Origin of the sequence: Paenibacillus sp. FJAT-26967, assembly GCF_001541095.1 — a bacterium.
In the GTDB taxonomy this organism is placed as follows: domain Bacteria; phylum Bacillota; class Bacilli; order Paenibacillales; family NBRC-103111; genus Paenibacillus_F.
Map to the genome: position 1 here is coordinate 169050 of NZ_LMXH01000003.1, position 17094 is coordinate 186143.

The following is a 17094-nucleotide window of genomic DNA, read 5'->3' on the forward strand; positions in this document are numbered from 1 at the left end:
TCTATTAGACTCCAGCTAGAACTCTTCTGGCCCTACACAAATCTATTTTATAGACCGCTGCCACCTCCAAAAGAGCAAAATCCTTTGTAATTCAACGTTTTATGGCTTTATGCGCTATTTTACAACAGAATAGAGGTCATGGATATGGTTAATTCGAATCACCTGATTATTGCTCTAAAGTACCATATGATGGAATTTTTGCTAAGTTTTATAGGTATAAGTTCCCAGAGTCTAACCGTGTTGTGAGAAACAGGCATGCCGTAGAATCGTGGATAAGAAGATACCTCCGTCAACAAAGGACGACGCAAATCACTTCATAATAGCCGTATAGGTAGATTGATAGGTGTACAGCCCTGATTTAGAGATCTCGTATGCTTCTTTATACCCATAAAAAAGAAAATATAGAAAATGCTAATAGATTCCGGTGTTAGACAAGGGTCTATTTTTGACGCAATTCATCATGAGCGGTACAGCACATACCAAATCTTTTCACGGGAGAGGGGAATCTATGTTCATAGATCAATTGGAGACACTGGCAGATGTAATCGAGGGAAGAAAAGGGGTCCAGAATAAAGGAATCACATTCATTGAGGGCGATGAGCAGGAAATTTTTCTTTCCTATCAGGCATTCTATAACGAAGCAATGGGGTTTCTGAATGTTCTGCAGGATCAGGGAATCAAGCCGGGGCAGGAAATCGTCTTTCAACTGGATGATAACCGGAAATTTCTGACGGCTTTCTGGGCTTGTGTGATGGGCGGAATGATACCGGTGCCCCTTAGCGTAGGCAATAACGAAGAGCACAAAATGAAAGTGTTCAAGATCTGGCAGCTTCTCAAAGAACCGTTCATGCTTGCAACGGGCAAGACGCTTGAGAACCTCACGAAGCTCAAAACCAAAGGCGATTCATCGGATCTGCTCCACGCGATGGAGGGCAAGGTTCTGACGATGGAGGATGAGTATGGGCATGGGCCGCATGGGGTGTCCTATAGTCCTAAGCCGGAAGACCTGGCTTTTATCCAGTTCTCATCAGGGTCAACGGGTGATCCCAAGGGCGTCATGCTGACCCATGACAATCTCATTCACAATGCTTGCGCGATCAGCCTCAGAGAAGAATTGTCGGAGAACGATTCCACGCTGCAATGGATGCCGTTAACTCATGATATGGGACTAATTTGCAATCATTTCTCCCCGTATATCGCTGGGATTACTCAATATATTATGCCGACCAATTTGTTCATCCGGCAGCCGGTACTCTGGATGAAAAAGACAAGTCAGCATAAAGTGACTCATCTCTCATCGCCGAATTTTGGTTACAACTACTTTTTGACCTTCTTTAAACCGGAAAAAGCGGAAGGCTGGGACTTATCCAGCGTGCGGGTCATTCTGAACGGAGCGGAACCGATTTCGACGGAGTTATGCTTCTCCTTCCTGGACATGCTTGCCCCTTATGGATTAAGCCGCAATGCTATTATTCCCGCTTACGGTCTGGCGGAAGCTTCGGTTGGTGTGGCCATTGATTCTCCGGATTACCAGTTCGTGACGTACTATTTGAATCGCGACCATCTGAACACGGGGGAGAAAGTAGTGGAAGAGGCTCCGGATGCTGCTAACGTGGTCAGCTTCGTAGATATCGGTCCCGTAATCGATTATTGCCAGATGAGGATTGCGGGTGAGAATAACGAGCCGCTTGAAGAAGACACGATCGGCATGATCCAGATTAAGGGCCGCAATGTGACGCAGGGCTACTATCACAATCCTCAGGCTACGGCAGCGTTGTTCACCCCGGATGGATGGGTCATTACGGGTGATCTCGGGTTTATACGCAACGGGCGGCTGATTGTTACGGGCCGTGCCAAAGATATTATTTTTATTAACGGCGGCAATATTTATCCGCATGACATTGAACGGGTAGCAGAGGAAGTGGAAGGGGTCGAGCTTGGACGGGTAGCGGCGTGCGGCGTTAAAAACCCTGAATCCGGAGAAGAAGAAATTGCTGTGTTTGTCGTATCCAAAAGAACGCTGGCTAAATTTGCGCCAATCGCGCTTGCTTTGCAAAAGCTGCTGGCTCGTAACGGAGGCTGGGCGATCAACAGCATTGTGCCGATCAAGCAGCTGCCCAAGACGACCAGCGGGAAAGTACAAAGATATAAGCTGGCCAAGCAGTACGAAGCCGGCGAGTTCGCCGAAGTGATTGCGGAATTAGGGGAGCTTCTTGACCAGCTGGAGGAAAGTGCAGGAAGAAATTCGGTGGAAGAGGCGAATCAACCGGAACTGCCGGAACAGCCTGGGATTCAAGCGGCTGCCGAAGCTGCCGCGCTCAAGACGCAGGCTGACTCACAGGCACTTACTTCGGGGACCGTTCAGGAGTCGGAGCCTGTTACAGAAGCAGCGGAATTCGCACCTAGCGAGCACTCGGATAACCTGCATCCTGCGCAGAAGCATACGGAAGAGTCCGCTCAAATCGGGAAGTCTGCCCCTCGCATAGAGGCATCGTCCGGGACGACCGCGGCCGCAGCGCGAGAGATCGAGCAGACTCTGCATGATATTTGCTGTGAAGTACTCCGTAAGCGCCGGATTAATCTCATGGACGGTTATTTCGAAATAGGAGCGACCTCCATACAGCTCGTGCAAATTCTTGAGAAAATAGACACTCATTACGGCGTAAGCCTGTCCGTGACGGATTTGTTCGCCTACCCGTCCATAGCCGACCTGGCAGCGCATCTGCTGAAGCGGGGTCAGACAGTAGCACACGCGGGACGAGATAATCTGCCGGACATTTCCGACAAGGATGTCGCGATTATCGGATTGTCTTTGAACGTTCCTGGAGCCGCAACGGCTGATGAGTTCTGGGACAATCTCGTACACGGCAGGGACAGCATTAGTTCTTACGGCACGGAAAGACAGAAGGATGCCGCTGCCTACCTGGCTGCTATGGACTGCAATCCGGAGGATCACGGATTTGTCCAGGGTGGTTATCTGGATGAGATCGACAAGTTCGATTATTCTTTCTTCAAAATCAGTCCGGCGGAAGCTGCTCTTATGGACCCGAATCAACGGCTGTTCCTGCAAACCGCCTGGCATACGGTCGAGGATGCGGGGTATGCGGGCGGCTCGCTGCGGGGAAGCAAGGTCGGCGTCTATGTCGGCTATTCCAAGGTCGGCAACGATTATGAGCGGCTGGTTTCCAAAAGCAGCCCGGAGAAATTTTCTCAATATATTGTAGGGAATCTTCCTTCTGTACTGGCAAGCAGAATTTCTTATTTCATGGATCTGAAGGGACCGGCCGTGACGGTGGATACCGCCTGTTCTTCTTCTCTGGTATCGGTTCATCTGGCATGCCGCGCTTTGCAGTCCGGGGACTGTGAAATGGCAATCGCCGGAGGCGTTCGCACGATGCTGCTGCCTACGAGGCTGGGTCTGGATATGGAGTCCCAGGACGGCAGAGCCAGGACTTTTGACATGGATGCGGACGGAACGGGTGTAGGCGAGGGAGTCGGAGCGGTTCTGTTGAAGCCGCTCAGCAAAGCAGTGGAAGATGGCGACCACATCTACGCTGTTATCAAGGGAAGTGCCGTGAATCAGGATGGGGCCACAATTGGGATTACGGCACCGAATCCGGTATCACAGGCCGGCGTAGTGGAGGCTGCCTGGCAGGATGCCGGGATCCATCCGGGCACGCTTACTTTTATCGAAGCTCACGGAACGGGGACGAAGCTGGGCGATCCTATTGAGATTGCCGGTTTGAGCCAAGCGTTTGAAGCTTATACGGATCAGAAGCAGTTCTGTGCAATCGGATCGGTCAAAGCCAATATCGGTCATTTATTTGAAGCTGCCGGAATTACAAGTCTGATTAAATCGGTGCTGATGCTCAAGTATCAGGAGAATCCGCCGCTGCTTCATTTTAAGAAACCGAATAAAAATATCCAGTTCCAAGCGTCACCGTTTTACGTTGATTCCGTCCGGAATCCGCTTCACAAAGGGGAGGTTCCGATCCGGGGAGGGGTGAGCTCCTTCGGGTTTAGCGGGACTAACGCTCATGTGGTGGTAGAGCAGTTTAAAGCTGTGAGACCGGCAAAGGGCGCAAGCAATCCGGAGCAGGCTCATGTGTTGACATTATCCGCTAAGAGTGAAGCGGCATTGCATCAGCTGGTCTGTGCTTACGAGAAACTTTTGGCGCATCATGACTCTCTGCCTCTTGAAGATATGTGCTTCACGGCCAATACGGGCCGTTTGCATTTGGAGCATCGAGCGGGAATTGCCGCCTCTTCAACGGAAGAACTGCTGGATAAGCTCCGGCTGCTGGCATCCGGACAGTCTGGACCTGGAATTTATCAGGGCGTGTTCAAAATCGTGTCCGATACGGGGCGGGCTAAGGCACCGGGCGAAGTGACGGATACCGATCTGTTCAACAGCAGAGAAGAAGCGGCAGCCGTAATAGCGCAAGTACTGTCGCAGGGTTATGCCGGTGAAAAGCAGGCAAACCAGCTCAGCGAATTGTATGTCCAGGGCGCAGTCATAGACTGGCAAGCACTGCACGCTGCTTCAGGCGGCGCCAAGAGAGTCCCGCTGCCTTTGTATCCTTTTGAACGCAGCAGATGCTGGGCGGACTACAGCCCGAAGTCTGCGCAGAATGAAGGACCAATCCGCCAGTCCGGCCTGAGTACTCACGCGCTGGGCGATGGCGGCGCATTAAGGCAGGAGACGGCGGCAGCGTATGAAGCTGTGCAGGAGCGCAGTCTTCCTTATCTGCGTCAAGCGTCCGCGGATTACCAAGATGGGGTGCCGGGTGCATACGAGACTGATCGGAAATGGGGTGCTTCTGCCATGACCGCCGAGGGAATCACAAGAGAGCTGAAGGATATCGTCGCCCGGGCTTCCGGTTTTGAAGCGGACGGGATCGACGATCTGATGCACTTTCTGGAGATGGGTCTGGATTCGATCATGCTCGTGCAGGTGAGAAAAGAGATTCAGGATACATACAGCGTCGATGTTCCAATGGCTCAGTTCTTCGAGTCCGTCACGAACCTATCTTTACTTGCCGCTTATGTTGCGGATCATTGCCCGGCTCCGCCCGCTTTTAACAGGGTGGAGGCGGCTGCGGGCCGGGATGCAGCGCGGCAGCCTGATTATCCGGGCGAATCAGCCGGTAAAGTAGTGCCGCTGAGGGAGAACCAGCCGGTTCCCCCGAAGGAAGACCGGCAGCAAGTGGAAGCGTGGCAGCCGCATACGGGTACACCGGCATTAGCCGGCTTATCCCCGCAGCAGCCTGAATCAGCGAAACCCTACACGTTTACGGGGAGGGGGGCGGCGAATAATGCTGCCGGCGGCGGAACGATCGAGCGGCTGCTGACTATGCAGCTTGAACTGATGAATGCCCAGCAGCAGAATTTCGCGGGTATTATGAACCGCCAGCTGGATGTCATCAGCGGAGCGGTCCTGCCGGGATCAGATCGTGAGCATGTGCGGGGAATTGACCCGGCAGTAGGGCTTGCAGCAGGTTCAGTAACAGGCAGCGGAACACCGTTTGCAGATGCACCCGCTGGCCCGGCCACCGTTGGCGCAGAAGCGGCAGCGGGGCTCATAAGCGGCCCGCCGGCTATGGAGTCCGCTAAGGCAGCCGGATCTGCTGCAACTGCTGCAACTGCTGCAACTGCTGCAACCGGAACCAAGCCGTTCGTTCCATACCAGCCCCTCGTCATTGGAGAGGATGGAGGATTTACACCCAGGCAAAGCCGCTATCTGGCGGATTTCATGCAGCAGTATATCGGTCGGACCCAAGGCTCCAAGCGATTGACATCCGATACCCGGCATGTTCATGCCAATAACCGGAATGTCTCCGGTTTCCGTTCGTACTGGAAGGAAATGGTATATCCTATCATCGCGCAGAAGTCCACGGGATCGAAAATGTGGGATGTGGATGGCAATGAATATATTGATTTGACGATGGGCTTCGGTGTTAATCTGCTGGGGCACAACCCGGAATTTCTGAATGAGGTCATACAGGAAAATGCACGCACGGATCTGCCTCCGCTTGGCCCGATGTCGGATATTGCGGGAGAGGTAGCGGGACTGATTTGCGAGATGACGGGAGCCGAGCGAGTCGCTTTCTACAATTCGGGGACTGAAGCGGTCATGGTCTCGATGCGTCTTGCCAGAGCGGCGACGGGAAGGTCGAAAATTGTCATTTTCTCCGGGTCTTATCATGGGACTTTTGATGGTGTACTGGGTGTTGCGTCTCCGGATTCTCCCGATGCGTTTGCAGTGCCGATGGCACCGGGAATTGCGGACCATTACATGCAGGATGTTATTATGCTGCCTTACAACAATCCGGAGTCACTTGAGGTCATACGGAGTCACGCTCACGAGCTGGCGGCCGTGTTAGTGGAGCCGGTCCAGAGCCGCAGGCCGGACCTTCAGCCGAAGAAATTCCTGCAGGAAATCCGCTCCATAACTGCGGCATCCGGCACTGCGCTGATCTTCGACGAAGTGATCACGGGCTTTCGCATCGGCTTGGGCGGGGCCCAGGAGTGGTTTGATATCCGCGCCGACCTGGTCATTTACGGCAAAGTCGTGGGCGGCGGTATGCCGATCGGCCTAGTGGCGGGGAAAACGGCCTTTGTCGATCCGGTAGACGGAGGGAGCTGGAATTTCGGAGACAGCTCATATCCGCAAAGCGCGAAGCGCAAAACCTTCGTCGGGGGCACCTTCTGTACACATCCGCTTACGATGAGGGTCGCCCTGCGGACACTGACTTATTTGAAAGAGGAAGGGGAGCGGTTGTTCAGTGAATTGAACGATCAGACCGCTTACCTGATGAAGGAACTGAACGCGTACTTTAAGGCGTCGGGTGTTCCGATTCATATGGTGAATTTCGGCTCTTTGTTCCGTTTTGTATCGTTCGGGGACACCGAATTGTTCTTCTATCACTTGATTCACAAAGGGATTTATATCTGGGAAGGCCGCAACTGCTTCCTGTCGACGGCCCATACCCGTCAAGATATGGAGATCATTATCCGTGCGGTAAAAGAAACCGTAGACGTGCTGCGGGCCGGCGGATTCCTGCCGGAGCCTCCAGGGCGTCCGCCGGGAGGCGGGAAGGATCGCTCCCTGGAGGCAGCGTCAACGGCACAATCGGCGGAAGGTGGCAGCCTGGCAGCTTCCGCAGGGGGTCCGGGCAGACATCTGGAACCGGTGACTGCGGCTCCACCCATTACACGGACGGATTCGGAGCTATCCGTTAAGGCCTCCGTTATGGCGCCGCCAACGGATAACTCTCCCTCGTCCGCAAGCACAGCCGAGATCAGACTGCCTCTTACCAATGAACAGAAGCAGCTCTGGTTCGCCTCGGTGACGGGCAGCGCTGAGTCGGCTGCCTTGAACCAGTCGCTGCTGCTGCGGATGTCGGGCCAGCTCAGCGTACCCGTCATGGAGCAGGCTCTTCAAAGACTGGTGGAGAGGCATGAAGCTTTGCGGACGGTTATCGATCCGGGCGGAGAATTTCAAGTCGTCCTGCCCCGGGCAGATGTCCCTATTTATCTGGAAGACATCTCAACTCAAGCTGTACCGCAGCAGGAAGAAAGTTACCGCAGCTGGCTTCTGGAAGACTCGGCAGCATTTGACCCGCGATCGGGTGAACCGCTGTTCCGGGTCCGCATCCTGAAGCGTGGTGCAGGCGAGTACTACATGTCGCTGACCTTCCACCATCTTGCCGTGGACGGCTGGTCTATCGCGCTCCTTGTCGGCGAGCTGCAGCAGGTCTATTCCGCCCTGCTCCAAGGAACCGCTGCGGGATTGCCGGACGCTGTCCCGTTCCGGGAATACATGAGCTGGCAGCAGAACCAACAGCTGCAGGAAGGGAGCCGGGCGGCTGCCGAGTTCTGGAAAGAACAATTCCGGAATCCGCTCCCGGTATTGGCGGTTCCTTCGCCTGTAGGCCATGTGCGCCGCAGGCTGCATTACGGCAGCCGGATTACCGTCAGAATAGACGGCGCATTGACCAAGCAGCTTAAGGCGCTGAGTATCCGGTCCAAGAACAGTCTGTTCGTGACGCTGCTCGGTGCATACAAGCTGTGGCTGCACCGGCTAACCGGAGAGCAGCAAATCGCTGTGGGAATTCCGACAGCCGGACAGGCCCAGATGGGCGCCTACTGTCTTGTCGGAAACTGCGTAAACCTGCTTCCCGTCATAACCCGGGCACAGGGATCCGACCGTTTTGCCGATTATCTTGGCCAAGTTAAGCGAAGCATGGCCGCTCTGGAGGCTCATCAGAACTACTCGCTGGCCGCTCTTGCAGAACGGATGCCGGGCAGCCACTTGCCTGTGCTTAATCTTTTATTCAATATGGACCGGCCGATACAACGCTTTACATTCTCGGGTCTGGAGACTGAGATGCTTCCATATCCCGTTCAATATCTGCACTACGATCTTTTTCTGAATGTAACGGAAATCCGTCAGGAGCTGTGGCTCGACTTCGATTACAGCACAGATTTGGTGGAACCGGACATTATGAAGCAGTGGTCCGAAGCGTTCATTCATCTCTTGCAGCAGTTGAGCCGTGAAGAGACATTACGTTTGTCGGAGCTGTCCCTGCTTTCTCCCGATCAACTCCGTAAAGAGTCCGAATCGGCTGTTCAGAGCGGACAGGCCATTCTGGACGGTTATTTGCAGCCTGCCGCCGCCGGGATTATGGGCGAATTGTATACACGAAGCGCAGAGAATTGGTCTCCGTCGGGCAAGCTCGCCATGTATAGACCGGATGGGGATGTTCTTGTGATTGGAGACAAGGACAAGCTTACCCGCATCAGAGGCTTTCAATTTCATGTTCAGCAGCTGGAACAAACTCTGATGAGCGTACCGGGTATCGCCTCTTGCGCGGTTCACCTTACAGGCGGGGATAGCGCTGGCGCTTCTCTGGCCGTATACGCAGCCGGCAAAGCCGGCCGGACTGTCAGCGCGTATGCCGCTAAGGCATCGATGGCGGCACTTCTGCCGGATCATCTGATTCCGAGGACGGTCATTCCGGTTGATTCGATTCCGTATCAGCCGGACGGCAGTCTTGATCTGTCCATGCTCCCGCTTCCTTCAGACGATGAGGGGATTCAAGCACCTGCAAGTGAGCTGGAGCGGCAGATCCTTGCCTTGTGGGAGGAAATCCTGGGGGTTAGCCCGATTGGGATTCAGGATGATTTTTTCTCGCTGGGCGGCAATTCCCTGAAAGCGACGATCATGCTGTCCCGGATGGATCAGACCCTTTGCAAACGTGTTCAATTGGGCGAGCTTTTCGGCCATAGTACTGTGCGAGAACTGGCTAAGCTTCTGCACAACGCAGACAACTCGGCGTATAGTCCCATTCTCCCTCTGGCAGAAGGTCAGGACAAGTATCCGGTGTCTTCCGCCCAGCAAAGAATATACCTTTTGAATGAGCTGGAAGGGGACGGACTTGTTTATAACGTGCCGGGGCAATTAGTTATCGAAGGGAAGCTGGATAAGCAGCGCTTTAAGGAAGCGATCCGGCAGGTCGTAAAGCGGCATGAAGCCTTCCGGACCGTTTTTGAAATGGAAGAGGACGGCCTGATTGTTCAAAAGATTGTGGATGCTGTGGAATTCGTTATCCCGGAATACACAGCAGTCAAAGAGAGCTGGCAAGAAAGGGTAAGCGGATTTGTCCGGCCTTTTGATTTGCGACAGGCTCCGCTGCTGCGTGCTGAGCTGGCTGTCTTCTCGCAGCAGGAAAGTATCCTGCTGTTCGATATGCACCATGTCGTCTCGGACGGGGTGTCGGTTTCCATTTTCCTGGATGAGCTGATCCGCCTGTATGAGGGAGAAGAGCTTCCGGAACCGACGCTTCAGTTCAAAGACTATGCAGCGTGGCAGACGGAATTGGCCGCAGGAGAGCAGTTGAAGGTGCAGGAGGCTTACTGGCTGGATCAATTCAAGGGAAGCCTGCCGATTCTGAGTCTGCAGACGGACTATAGCAGACCTGCGCAGCTGTCTGCCCAGGGCAGCCGGATTACATGGAGTTTGAACGAGGATCTGGCAGCCGGGCTGAATAAGCTCGCCCGTAATACAGGCACAACCCTGTTTATGGTGATGTTGTCGGCCTATCAGATCCTGCTTCACAAATATACCGGGCAGGACGACCTGATCGTTGGCACGCCTGTATCGGGAAGACTTCATCCGGATACGGAGCACATGATCGGCATGTTCGTTAACACGGTTGCGATTCGCAGCAGCGTGGACGGCAGTATGAACTGCTGCGACTTCCTGCAGCGTGTCAAAGAATCATGCCTGCTTGCTTTTGAGCACCAGGATTATCCGTTTGATCTGCTGGTTGAAAAGCTGGAAGTTCAGAGGGAGCCGGGCAGACGGCCTCTATTCGACACAATGTTCGTTCTTCAAAATATGGGCATTACGGAGCGAACAGCAGCCGGCTTGAAGTTTAGTCCTGCTGAAATCAATCCGGGTGTCTCTCAGTTCGATTTACTGTTCACCGCAGAAGACCGGGGAGATCACTTGCTGCTGCATGCGGATTACGGGACGCATTTGTTCGGGGAAGCCACGGTCAGCAGACTGCTTGCCCATTATGTCCGGCTGTTGGGCTTGCTTGCAGAGAATACGGATCGGTCCATTGGTGATATCGAGCTCCTGACAGACGAGGAAAAACAGCTCCAACTGGGCGATTTGAGCCTGGCGCAGGCGGACTATGACCGGAGTGCAACGATACATGGTCTGTTCGAATCACAGGCGGCGCGTACGCCGGAGCGGACAGCCGTAGTGTTGGACGGGGCAGCGATCACCTACGGACAGCTCAATGAACAGGCCAACCGGATTGCGGGCTGGCTGCAGGAGCAGGGAGCCGGTCCCGATACGATCGTAGGCCTGATGATGGGGCGCTCTACCGAGATGATTGCCGCAATTCTCGGCACGCTCAAAGCAGGAGCCGCTTACCTGCCGATTGATCCGGATTACCCGGAGGAGCGGATAGCATTCATGCTGGAGGACAGCGGTACTCGCCTGCTTTTGACTGGAGGAGCCGGTGGAGAAATACCTCGCGGGGTATCCTTCCAGGGTGTGCTGCTGAATGTTTCGGACCGCGAAGCGTATGACAAGTATAAGGGCAGTAACCCGGAGGCGGAAGTCAGCCCCGGGCATATGGCCTATATCATTTATACATCGGGAACTACGGGAAGACCAAAGGGCGTGATGATCGAACACCGGAATGTGGTCCGTCTTCTCTTTAACGACCGGATTCAGTTCGATTTTAACGAGCGGGACGTATGGACGATGTTCCATTCTTACTGCTTCGATTTCTCCGTCTGGGAAATGTACGGGGCGCTGCTGCAAGGCGGTAAGCTTGTCATCGTACCGAAGGAGACGGCGCAGAGTCCGGAGGATTTTATCGAGCTGCTGATCCGAGAAAGGGTTACGGTTCTTAATCAGACACCGACTGCCTTCTACCATCTTATTCAGGAAGAAAAAAAACGTACAGGCAGGCAGCTTGATTCGATTCGTTACGTGATTTTCGGAGGCGAAGCCTTAAAGCCCGGCATGCTGCGCTGGTGGCGGAGTTTCTACACGGATACACGGCTGATTAACATGTATGGCATTACGGAAACAACGGTCCATGTCACGTACAAAGAGATTACAGAGCAAGAGCTTCAAACGGATTTGAGTAATATCGGCAAACCGATTCCGACCTTAAGCTGTTACATCTTTGACGATCAGAAGCGCTTCGTACCGATAGGCGTAGTCGGAGAACTGTATGTGGGCGGCGATGGAGTAGCGAGGGGGTATCTGAACCGGGAAGAGCTGACGGCTGAGCGTTTCATTCCGAATCCCCACAGACCGGAGGAAAAGCTGTACAAGACCGGAGACCTTGCCCGGCTGCTGCCGAGCGGAGAATTCGAGTATATGGGGAGGATCGACCATCAGGTCAAAATCCGCGGTTTCCGCATCGAACTCGGCGAAATCGAGCATGCTCTCTCCGGTATGTCCGGGATACAGGAAGCAGTCGTGCTCGTCAGAGGAGAAGGTGAAGGCGATAAGCAGCTCTGCGCATATTATGTGGGAGATCGTGAATTCCGCAGCTCTGAACTGCGCAGCCACCTGCTGGAATCTTTGCCGGAATACATGGTTCCGGCAGCCTTCGTTCCGCTGGAGCGGCTGCCGATTACGTCCAACGGCAAGCTGGACCGCAGCGCCCTGCCTGACCCGCAGAGCTACATGCAGAGCGGGATCGAGTACGTGGCTCCCCGTGACAAGACCGAGGAGGCATTGGCCCGAATCTGGGCCGAAGAACTGTCGGTGGATCAAGTAGGTGTCCACGATCACTTCTTTGAAATCGGAGGACACTCGCTCAAAGCTTCCGTCGTAATCGCCCGGATCAATCGGGAACTGAGTACCGGAATTCCGGTACGGGCCATGTTCGCGAATCCGACGGTCGCCGGGCTCGCTAAGCTCATTAAGCTTCCGGGAGCAAGCGCTAATGCATACTCGCCTATTCCAATCAGAGCAAGGCAAGAGTTCTATCCGGTTTCGCCGGCTCAGAAACGTCTCTACCTGCTGCATCAGATTAACGAAGAGCGGAACACTTCTTATAACATGGCAGCTGCTTTTGAAATAATCGGCGTGCTGGATATGGATAGACTGGAAATGGCTTTCCAGACTCTTGTCCAGCGGCATGACGCGCTTCGGACATCCTTCCGTTTGGAAGATGACGAGCCGGTGCAGGTCATCCATGACGAGGCGGCTTTTGCCATCCGTCATCTCGGGGAAGCCGCAGAAGAGGAGCTGGCTGTACTGGCGGAAGAGTTCGTCCAGCCGTTTGATTTGGGACAAGCTCCTCTGCTGAGAGTCGGTTTGGTCCGGACTGGAGAGAATCGTCATCTGCTGCTGCTCGATATGCATCACATTATTTCCGACGGTAATTCGGTGGATATTTTTATAAGGGAATTCAATGAAGTTTATCGCGGGGGCTCCTTGAGTCCGCTGCCGATTCAATACAAGGACTACACCGATTGGCATAACCGGGCCGTGCAGCATGAAAGCTATAAGAACCAGGAGCTGTTCTGGCTGGAACAGTTTGGCGGCGAACTGCCGGTTCTTACGCTGCCGGCAGACTTCTCCCGTCCGAAGAAGCAGAGCTTCGAGGGAGGCAAGACCGCGTTCCATCTGCCTGCGTCTCAGACTGCGGCTCTGAGAAGACTCGCGCTGAGCACCGGCTCCACCCTCTATATGGTGCTGCTTGCGGCCTTAAGCACGGCTTTGTCCAAATACGCCGGACAGGAAGATATCATTGTCGGCTCTCCGGTCGCAGGCCGGAATCATGCGGACCTGCAGCCGGTCATGGGAATGTTCGTCAACACACTGGCACTGCGGAACCGGCCATCCGGGGAGAAGACATTCCTGACTTTTCTGGAAGAGGTCAGAGGGAATTGCTTGAACGCTTATGACAACCAGGAGTACCAGTTTGAGGATCTGGTAGAACGTCTTCAGCTGAAAAGGGACTTGAGCCGTAATCCGGTGTTTGATGTCATGTTTACGATGCTGATTACTAATGCAGCCGAGTTCAGTGCCGAAGGTCTTTTGGTCCGGCCTTACGAGCTGCCGTCTTATTCGTCCAAGTATGATCTCAGCCTGAATGCGGAGGAAAAAGGCGAAGAAATCCGCTTTGAGCTTGTTTATTCCAAAGCACTGTTCCGGGCAAGCACCATAAAGCGGCTGGCTGATCAGCTTCTGCATCTGCTTGCCGCACTTCCGGAAGAAGCCGGTAAGCCCATCCGTGATATCGGGCTGCTGCCCGATTCGGAAAGAGAGCTTCTGCTCCATACGTTTAACCGGACTGCCGCGAAGTACCCGTCCGATCAGACGGTTATTGATTTGTTCGAACAGCAGGTGGAGAAGTCCCCGGATGCGGGAGCGCTTGTGTATGAAGGCAGCCGCCTTACCTTCTCGGAGCTGAACCGCCGGGCGAATCAATTGGCGCGTGTGCTTCTCTCCGAAGGAACGGGAGACAGCGCCAAGATGTCCGGAGCTGTGGGAACCACTCCGATCGTGGCTATTATGGCGTGTAGCCGGATGGAGACGATCATCGGCATTCTGGCGGCACTCAAGACCGGCTGTGCCTATCTGCCGATAGATCCGGAGTTTCCTGCCGAACGTGTCAATTACATGATTGAGAGCAGCGGAGCTTCCATGCTCCTGAATTACCGCAAATTCACGGACAAAATAAACCGGGATATCGGGATGTACTTCCTCGATGATGTGGAGTTCTTCGTCGGGGATGACCTCAATGTAAGGCGCCCGTCCCGGCCGGATGATCTTGCGTATGTCATTTATACGTCAGGCACGACCGGTCTTCCCAAGGGTGTCATGGTGGAGAACCGTAATCTGATTAACTATGCAACCTGGTTCACCCGGCAATATGACATCGGAAGCCGGGACAAGACGATGCTGCTTTCTTCTGCAAGCTTTGATCTGGGCTATACGGTGCTGTATTCGGCTCTGCTGAGCGGCTGTGAGCTGCATTTAGTGGATAAGCATGACTCGATAGATCCGGTACGGGTGCTGCAATACATTGCGCAAGAAGGAATCACTTATATCAAAGCGACACCTTCGCTGTTTCATATGCTTGTTAACAATGAGTTTTTTGAGAACCGACCGCCGGTTCAGTCCTTGAGATTAATTGTGCTGGGCGGAGAAAAGATGAAGCCTGCGGACATCGAGGCCTATCATGTTCAGAATCCGGAGACGGTCTTCATCAATCATTATGGGCCTACGGAAGCCACCATCGGGTGTATCACGCACAAGATCGACTTCAGCCGCTTCGGAGAGTTCAAGCAGCAGCCGGTCATAGGACGGCCGATTCATAACGCGCGGGTTTACATTCTGGACAAACACGGGAAGCTGGCGCCGATCGGTGTGCCGGGTGAGCTGGCGGTAGGCGGCGATGGTCTTGCCAGAGGATACCTGAACCGGATGGATCTGACGCAGGAGAAATTCGTGTCAGATCCGTTCCTCGACGGGAAGCGCATTTATCTCACTGGAGATACGGCAAGATGGCTCCCGGACGGAACGATTGAATATATCGGACGTGCCGATCATCAGGTGAAAATCCGGGGTTACCGGGTAGAACCGGCTGAGATTGAAAGCAGCCTGATGAGTAATCCGGTCATCCGGGAAGCGGTTGTGACGGTTAAGGAGGACATGGAAGGGCGCACGTTCCTGTGTGCTTATGTCTCCGTCCGCACTGAAACGACGGCCGCCGAGCTTAGAGAATACGCAGCGGAGCGGTTGCCCGACTATATGATTCCGGCTGTATTCATGCTGATAGAGCAAATGCCTTTAACCGAGAACGGCAAGGTGAACCGGCAAGCGTTGCCGGAGCCCCAGAGCAAGCTCCAAACCACAACCGCTTATGCGGCGCCTGAGACGGAAACCGAGCAAATTCTTGTTGATGTCTGGCAGGATACGCTCGGTATCCAAGGAATCGGCACGAGCCATCATTTCTTTGAGCTTGGCGGCGATTCCATCAAAGCTCTGCAAATTTCATCCCGCCTGCTGAGGCAAGGATTGAAGATGGAAGTGAGGGCGCTGTTCAAGCATCCGAGAATCAAGGAACTGAGCAGATACGTAATACCGGCCGTGCGCACCATCGATCAGGGGCTGGTGGAGGCTGTAGTGCCGCTGACGCCTATTCAACACCGTTTGTTCGGTCAAAAATGGGAGGCGGTTCAGCATTATAACCACTCTGTGGTGTTGGCCAAGCCGGATGGATTCGATCCGGACACTGTCAGCCAAGTGTTCCATCATCTAGTGAAGCATCACGATGCCCTGCGCATGAGTTACCAGCGTAAAAGCGGGGGAATTGTCCAGCGCAACCGTGGTATGGAACCGGGTTTATTCCAATTGGCAGTCCATGATGTCAAAGACGTTGCAGACAACCGTGAATTTATCACGGCAGAATGCGCCAAGGTTCAAGCTTCCATGAATATCGGCAAGGGTCCGCTGGTGAAGCTGGCACTCTTCCAGACGGCAGAAGGCGATCATCTCCTGATTGTGATCCATCATCTGGTCGTTGATGGAGTATCGTGGAGATTCCTGCTCGAAGACTTCGGAATTCTCTATGCCCAGCTGCAGAACGGACAGACTCCGAAACTGGCGGACAAAACGGATTCCTTCAAGGTCTGGGCGGAACAGCTTGGTGAATATGCAGCTGGTAAGGAGATTTTGCGGGAGCTTCCGTATTGGCAGAAAGTCGAATCCGCTGTAACGGTGCCTTTGCCGAGAAAAGGAGGCGCTGCGAAAAGCAACAAGATCGCAGATGCCGCCTCCGTCCGAATAACGCTGGAGCCGGAGCTTACGGACAAGCTGCTTAAGGATGCCCATTTTGCCTACAATACCGAAATGAACGATCTGCTCCTCAGCGCCCTGGGGATGTCAATCAAAGAGTGGTCCGGCCACCAGCGCGTGCTGATTCAGCTCGAAGGGCACGGCCGGGAAAACATCGGCAAGGAATTGAATATAGCCAGAACTGTCGGTTGGTTTACGTCCTTGTATCCGTTCCTTCTGGACAGTATGGAGACGGAAACTCTCGCCGATCGGATTAAGTCGACCAAAGACGAGCTGAGAAGAGTTCCGCATAAAGGAATCGGCTATGAGATTTTGAAGCATCTGCACAAGGAACGGGATCAGCTTCCGCTCGGATTTCAGTTGAAGCCGGAGATCGTGTTCAATTATCTGGGTCAGTTCGACCGGGATTTTGACTTGGGCAGTATCGGGGTTTCTGATATCCCGGCAGGCCCGGAGATTGGTCCCAAATTCGAGCGGCCTGCTCTTTTTCAAATGAACGGGCTGGTCCGTGACGGGTCTTTCGAGCTGGACATCCAGTACAACAAGCATGATTACGATGCGGAGACGGCTGAGAAATTAGCCGATCTCTATAAGAAGCATTTGACCGAAGTGATCCGGCATTGCTGCGGGAAGGATACCAAGGAATATACGCCGACGGATTATCAATATAACAAGTTGTCCCAGAAACAGCTGAGTAAAATAGCCGGTTCCTTGAAGTTAAACCTGTAGCCGGGGTTCATGGA

Annotated in this window: 1 protein-coding gene; it reads left to right on the forward strand. The window is 53.9% G+C overall.

Annotated features, from left to right (window positions below):
* Nucleotides 1–508: 508 nt before the first annotated feature.
* Nucleotides 509–17080: a non-ribosomal peptide synthetase gene (locus tag AR333_RS15455; RefSeq protein WP_068776271.1), complete on the forward strand. Its 16572-nt coding sequence runs from the start codon at nucleotides 509–511 to the stop codon at nucleotides 17078–17080.
* The last annotated feature ends 14 nt before the right edge of the window (nucleotides 17081–17094 follow it).